The 6618-nt window shown below is 69.0% G+C and carries 1 protein-coding gene; it reads right to left on the minus strand.

Annotated features, from left to right (window positions below; translation table 11 throughout):
• Positions 1-180: 180 nt before the first annotated feature.
• Positions 181-4047 (minus strand): DNA polymerase III subunit alpha, encoded by a 3867-nt coding sequence (gene dnaE, locus JX283_RS07570; RefSeq protein ID WP_204830031.1) that lies wholly within the window; start codon positions 4045-4047, stop codon positions 181-183.
• Between the last annotated feature and the right edge of the window lie 2571 nt (positions 4048-6618).

Consider the following 6618-nt stretch of genomic DNA (forward strand, 5'->3'; position numbering starts at 1 on the left):
CGAGCCCCACGATCCCCACGCGCTCCGGAACGATCCCGCCCTTGGCCATGTCGCTGTCCCCCGCTCCCGTCGCAGCAGTGAAAAAAGACGGCCCCACTCAGCGCGGGGCCGCCGGCACTCCTTCTTGTGGGTTCCCCATATGGGGGTCCCTGATTCAGCCGCGGCGCGGCGGGCCGGCGCCTAGGCCACCTGCACCTTGCCCTGGGCGTCCACGAGGGCCGCCACCTCGGCGTAGAGCACCACGGACTGGGCGTCCACGGTCACGGGCATGGAGAGGCGCATGAGCCCCGCGCCACCGTCCACGTAGAGCTCCAGGGAGTCGAGGCCGCCGTGGCGTGACGCCGAGCGGGAGAGCGCCGAGAGGAACTCCTTGGTGACCCCTTCCGCGGGCATGAGCACCTCGAGGGTCTTGGGGCGGTTGGCCTCGTCGTCGAGCAGCAGCGGCTCCACCGACTGGGCCATGAACTGGTCGCCGCGGTCGGAGCGGTCCACGCGGCCCTCGATGCGCAGGAAGATGTCGCCGTCCTCGTCGGGGAACAGGAGCGACGCGCACTTGGAGTAGGTCTTGGGAAAGACCACGACGTCGATCTTGTTCTCCATNTCCTCCAGGGTGACGATGGCCATGGGGTCGCCCTTCTTGGTGGTGCGCTTCTGCACCGTCGAGGCCATGCCGGCGAGCCAGATGGNGCGCTCGTCGTCAACGGCGCGCATCTCGGTGACGCCGTCGTCGGCCGTGTGCTCGTAGCCGTTGAGCACCTCGCCGATGGAGTAGCTCCGGGCCTTGGTGAGGGCGTACTCATAGGGACGCAGGGGGTGGTCGGACACGTAGATGCCCAGCACCTCCTTCTCCTGGGAGAGCTTGAGCGTGCGNTCCCACTCCTCGCCGTCGGGTTCGGGGACGTCGGAGGCGAAGCCGGAGTCGGNGACGTCGGCGAACATGTCGAAGAACGAGACCTGACCGGCGNCNNNGTCCTTCTGGCNCTTCANNGCGGCGTNGAGGATGTTCTCGGGGTTGGCCTTGTCGACGAAGTGGGCCAGCTGCTTGCGGGTGTAGCCCGTGGAGTCGAAGGCGCCGGCCTTGATGAGGGCCTCGATGACGCGGCGGTTCACCTGCGTGGTGTCCACGCGATCGCAGAACTCGTGGATGGTGGCGAAGGGGCCGCCCGCGGCGCGCTCCTTGAGGATGAGCTCGGCCGCCCCCTCGCCCACGCCGCGGATGCCGGCGAGGCCGATGCGGATGCCCTCGGGCACGGCGGTGAACTCGATGCCGCTCTCGTTGACATCGGGGGGCAGCACGTCGATGCCCTCCTGGCGGCAGGCGCCGATGTAGTGCACGATCTTCTCGGTCTTGCCGGTGTAGCTGGTGAGCACGGCCGCCATATACTCGCGGGGGTANTAGGCCTTGAGCCAGGCGGTCTGCATGACGAGGATGGCGTAGCCGGCCGAGTGGCTCTTGTTGAAGGCGTAGGAGGCGAACTCGAGGACGTCGTCCCAGATCTTCTGGGCCACCTCGCGCTTGTAGCCGTTCTTGACCGCGCCGTTGACCCAGTGGTCGTAGGTGGTCTCATCGGCGCCGTCGTCCCAGTGGAAGACGGTGCTCGTAAGCAGCTTGATCTTCTTCTTGGCCACGGGCTTGCGGATGCGGCTGTCGGACTCGCCGGCCGAGAAGCCGCTCATCTTGACCGAGATCTTCATGACCTGCTCCTGGTAGACCATGGTGCCGTAGGTCTCGTCCAGGATGTCGGACAGGCGCTCGTCGTAGAAGGCCACGGGCTCGCGGCCGTTCATGCGGTTGATGTAGGAGTCCACCATGCCGGCGCCCAGGGGGCCCGGGCGGTAGAGGGCGATGAGGGCCACCACCTGGCGGTACTCCTTGGGCTGCATGGACTTGATGGTGGCGGTCATGCCGCCGGACTCCACCTGGAAGACGCCCGCGGTGTGGCCGCGGCNCATGAGGTCGAAGATGGCCGGGTCGTCGAAGGGAATCTTGTCGACGTCGATGTCCACGCCAACGGACCCCTCCTTGAGGGTGGCGCGCACGGCCTCGGGAGCGGCCTCGGCGTCGGCGGCGGTACCGTGGTTGGCGCGGATGTTGGCGAGGGCCTTGGAGATGACCGTGAGGGTGCGCAGGCCCAGGANGTCCATCTNGAGCAGGCCNATGTCGGCCACGTCGTGGCCCTCGTACTGGGTGATCTCGAACCCGCCCTTGGTGTCGAGCTTGGTGGGCACGTGGTCGTTCACCGGCGTGGGGGCGATGAGCACGGCGCAGGCGTGGACGCCCTCGCCTCGGGTGAGGCCCTCGATGGAGAGGGCCGTGNCGATGATGTCCTTGGACTCCGGGTCGTGGCCGNAGGCGTCGGCGAAGTCCGGGCTGTAGAGGTCCTCCTTGCCCGGGGTCTTGTCGAGCACCATCTTGAGCTTGGCCTTGGGGTCGCCCGACACCATCTTGGAGAGCTTCTGCCCCATGTAGACGGGCTTGCCCAGCACGCGGTTGGCGTCGTTGATGGCCTGCTTGGCCTTGATGGTGGAGAAGGTGATGACGTGGCACACGCGCTCGGGGCCGTAGAGCTCGCGCACGTGCTGCACGACCTCCAGACGCCGCTCGTCGTCGAAGTCCATGTCGATATCGGGCATCTCGGAGCGCTCCGGCGAGAGGAAGCGCTCGAACATGAGGCCGTTCTCCAGGGGGTCGAACGTGGTGATGTTCATGGCGTAGGCCACGATGGCGCCGGCGGCGCTGCCGCGGCCCGGCCCCACGCCGATGCCGTGGTCCTTGGCCCACTGCACGTACTCCTGCACGATGAGGAAGTAGTCGGCGAAGCCCTTCTCGCAGATGACCTTGTACTCGTACTCGAAGCGCTCGAGGATGGACTCGCCGCCGATCTCGCGCTCGCGCCAGTCGTCGCCGTAGCGCTTGGCAAGGCCCTCCTCGCACTCCTTGCGGAACCGCTCCTCGGAGGTCTCCCCCTCGGCGAGGCCGGGGAACTTGGGCAGGTACATGNGGGTCCAGTCGAGCTCGAAGTCGCACTTGTCGGCGATCTCGAGGGTGTTGTCGCAGACCTCGGGGCACCAGTCGAAGAGCGCGCGCATCTCCTCCTCGCCCTTCATGTAGCACTCGCCCTGACCCGNCCCCGGCGGGTTCTGCGTCATCTGCATGCGGTTGGTGTCNTCGAGGGTCTTGCCCATGCCGATGCAGCTCACCACGTCCTGCATGGCGGCGTCGGTACGGGTGAGGTAGTGGAAGTCGTTGGTGGCCACCACCTTGACGCCGATGGTCTTGGCCATCTCCAGGAGCGTCTCGGTGAGGCGGCGGTCGGTCCAGCCGGGGAAGCGGTCCGAGAAATCGAGCCCGTGCTCCTGGACCTCGAGGTAGAAGTCGCCGGGGGCGAAGGTCTCCTTGAAGGTCTTGGCCCAGCGCAGGGCCTCGCCGGGGTTGCCGGTCATGATGTTGCGCGGGATGATGCCGGNCACGCAGGCGGAGGTGCAGATGACGCCCTCGGAGTGCTCCTGGAGCATCTCGAGCGTGACGCGGGGCTTGTAGTAGAAGCCCCGGGTGGCGGCGTCCGACACGATCNTCATGAGGTTGACGTAGCCGGTCTCNTTCTTGGCCAGGAGGATCATGTGGTAGTACTCGGGCTTGCGGTCGCGCCGGAGCTCGGAGTCCGGCGTGAAGTAGACCTCGCAGCCGAAGATGGGCTTCACGCGGGGCTTGGGCTTGACCTCGTCCAGGGGGCGACCGGCCTCGTGGCAGGCCATGTCGGCCTCCCACTGGGCGTGGCGGCGCTCGTCGGACGCGTCGGGCTCCTCCACGGGGCGGCCCTTCTCGAGGTTGTCCTTGTCGTGGAACCACTGGTCGTAGTCGGGCTCCGCGTGGTTGACGGCGTCGGTGGCCCGGGCNAGGGCCGGGACGCCGCACATGTTGCCGTGGTCGGTGATGGCCACGGCGGGCATGCCGAGCTCGACGGCCCGGGCGACCATGTCCTCGACGCGCGTGGCGCCGTCGAGCATGGAGAAGTCGGTGTGGTTGTGCAGGTGCACGAATGCCATGGCATGACTCCGTAGGGTCGTAGGGACGGTCGTGCCGCGTTGGCGGGTCCTTGATACTACCCGACACGGGGGCTGGCGGAGANGNTTCNGGAAACNCCNCACGCCAAGAAAACGGNGACCGACTCGGGGCATATTCCCCTTCCTGGCAGGAGACGAGGAGGAAGCCGCCGTGGACACGACCCATCTCATCGACAAGACCGGGGCGGGGTCGGTCATCCACTCGTCCACCGTGGCCGAGGAGCGCTTCGTCAACCTCTCCCACACCGACCCCCTGGCCGCCTTCTGCTTCGCCGTGGGCGTGCTCTCCATCGTCCTCATCGCCGCATCCATCGGCTCCGCCAGGCTCAAGAGCCGCTTCAAGTGGCTGGGGACCATGGGCGGCAAGTTCGCCCTCATCCTCGTGGGGGCGTTCTTCCTCCTGCTGCCCATCGCCATCCACCTNCCCGGGTCCCACGGCGACCTGTGGCCCGGACTCGCCCAGGCGGTGCCGGCCACGTTCTACTTCACCGTCAACATCACCGGCGTTGCGGGCGAGCTGGAGGAGTGGACGCCGGTCATCCACCAGGTGATGGGCGACGGGCTGCTCTCCCTGCTCTACTACCAGGTGCTCTGCTTCTACACCGTGGCGGCGCCGGTCATGCTGGCCCTCACGGCCGTGGACTTCTTCGCCAACGGCTTCACGGGCCTGCTCCTCTTTGCCGAGAGCGCCANGAAGTCGGTCCTGAGGCGCGACATCTACGTGTTCTACGACCTCAACGACAACACCGTCACCCTGGCNAAGGACGTGCTCGACCNCGTGCAGAANGGCGGCAGGCGAAGCCGCTCCATGCCGCTCCTGGTGTTCTGCGACCTGTCGAGCGCCGCCGTCGCCGACGGCAACGGCATGGCCCAACAGGTGCGTGAGGAGGCCTNCGGCNGCGCCACGGTGGTGTTCACGCCCCTGGGGCTCGAGAGCGTGCCCGGCCACCTGGCGCGCTGGACCCAAACCCGCTGCAACGTCTACTACCTCGTGGTCTCCAACGACACCGACGACAACGTGCGCGCCACCATCGCCCTGTGCGACACCCTCACGAGCCAGATGGTCTCGTGGGAGATGGGCGCGCGGGCCTGGGACGTCGACCGCGTGGGCGCGCGGCCCTCCCTCACCGACCGCACGCGCCGCTACGCCGGCAACATCCACGTGTGGTGCGTCCACGGCAACCCCGACGACGACCTCATCTTCGACTCCCTCCCCCACCGCCGCCCCGACGAGGAGGTCCTGGCGCGCCTCTTCAGGCGCAACCGCGGCCACGGCTCCAAGGAGGAGCGGCGCCGTCGCATCGTGGAGGGCCTCTCCCCGCTCATGGTGCGGGTGCGCGACCTCGTGGAGGTGCGCCTGCTCTCCGAGGAGCGCCAGGTGGTGTGGGACTCCCTCGTGAGCCACCCGCTCACGGAGGTCCTCGACCCCGTGGACGTCTCGGCGGGGCTCGTGCCCCGGCAGCGCCTCGTCGTACTGGTGCTCGGCGTGGGGTCGTTCGGCGCCGAGGCGGTGNGCGCCGCCTTCTGGTTCGGCCNCCTGCCCGGAGTGGAGCTCCGCATCGTGGGCGTGGACCTGGAGGCGGGGAAGCGCCTGGGCGAGCTCGCCGCCATGTGGCCCGGCCTCATGGCCGAACGCGTGCCCGAGGGCGAGCCGTCGTGCCTGGCCGACCTCGCCGAGCCGCTGGCCGAGGACGGGGCGGAGGGGAAGGCGCTGCCCACCGTGTGCCTCGTGCAGGCGGACGCCCGCACCGAGGACCTCTCTCCGCTGCTCGCCGGCAAGGAGGTGGAGGCTCTCTGCTGGGGGCCCGACGGGGCCGGCACCTGCACCGTCTCCATCGGCAGGGAGAGCCGCGTCTACACCGTGACGTGCCTCGGAGACGACGAGGTCGACCTCGACGTGTCCCTGAGGCTGCACCGCACCCTCTCCGAGCGCGTGCTCGCCGGCACGCTCGACGAGGCTACGCCACCCCAGTGCAACCCTCTGGTCTCAGTGCTCGTACGCAGCGAGGAGGTCCTGGAGTCCGTGCGCAACATCTCCGGCGGCGAGGAGCGGTTCGGCCTGGTGCCGTTCGGCTCCACCGAGGACGTCTTCTCCTACGACTCCATCCTGGCCGCCCCCTGGGAGGACGCCTCGGTCAACCTGCAGGCCGCCTACGACGCCGCCCAGGCAGCCGCGGCGGGGAGGCCCACCGAGGTGGGCCGCGGCCGGGCCATGGAGGACTACAACGCCTACGAGGTGAGGAAGCTCTCCAACCGCGCGGCCACGCGGTTCACGTTCTACCGCCTGTGGTGCCTGGGACTGGGCGACGGGGCGCAGCGCGACGTGTCGGGCGAGCTCCAGGGCCGCTGGCTCGCCAAGCTGGGTGTGGCCCCTGTGCTGGAGCGCCTGGCCGCCGGCGACGCCTGCGCCGTGGCCGCGCTGGCCGGCGTGCGCCCGGGGCCCGCCGGCACCGGTGCCGAGGAACGGGCGGCCCGCCGCAGGGCCCTGGCCGCCGGCGACGCGCGCCTGCGCTCCGAGCACCCGCTCCTCTGCGCCATGGGCGACCTGGAGCA

It is taken from the genome of Olsenella sp. CU969, from assembly GCF_905219715.1.
GTDB classification, from domain to species: Bacteria; Actinomycetota; Coriobacteriia; order Coriobacteriales; family Atopobiaceae; genus Granulimonas; species Granulimonas faecalis.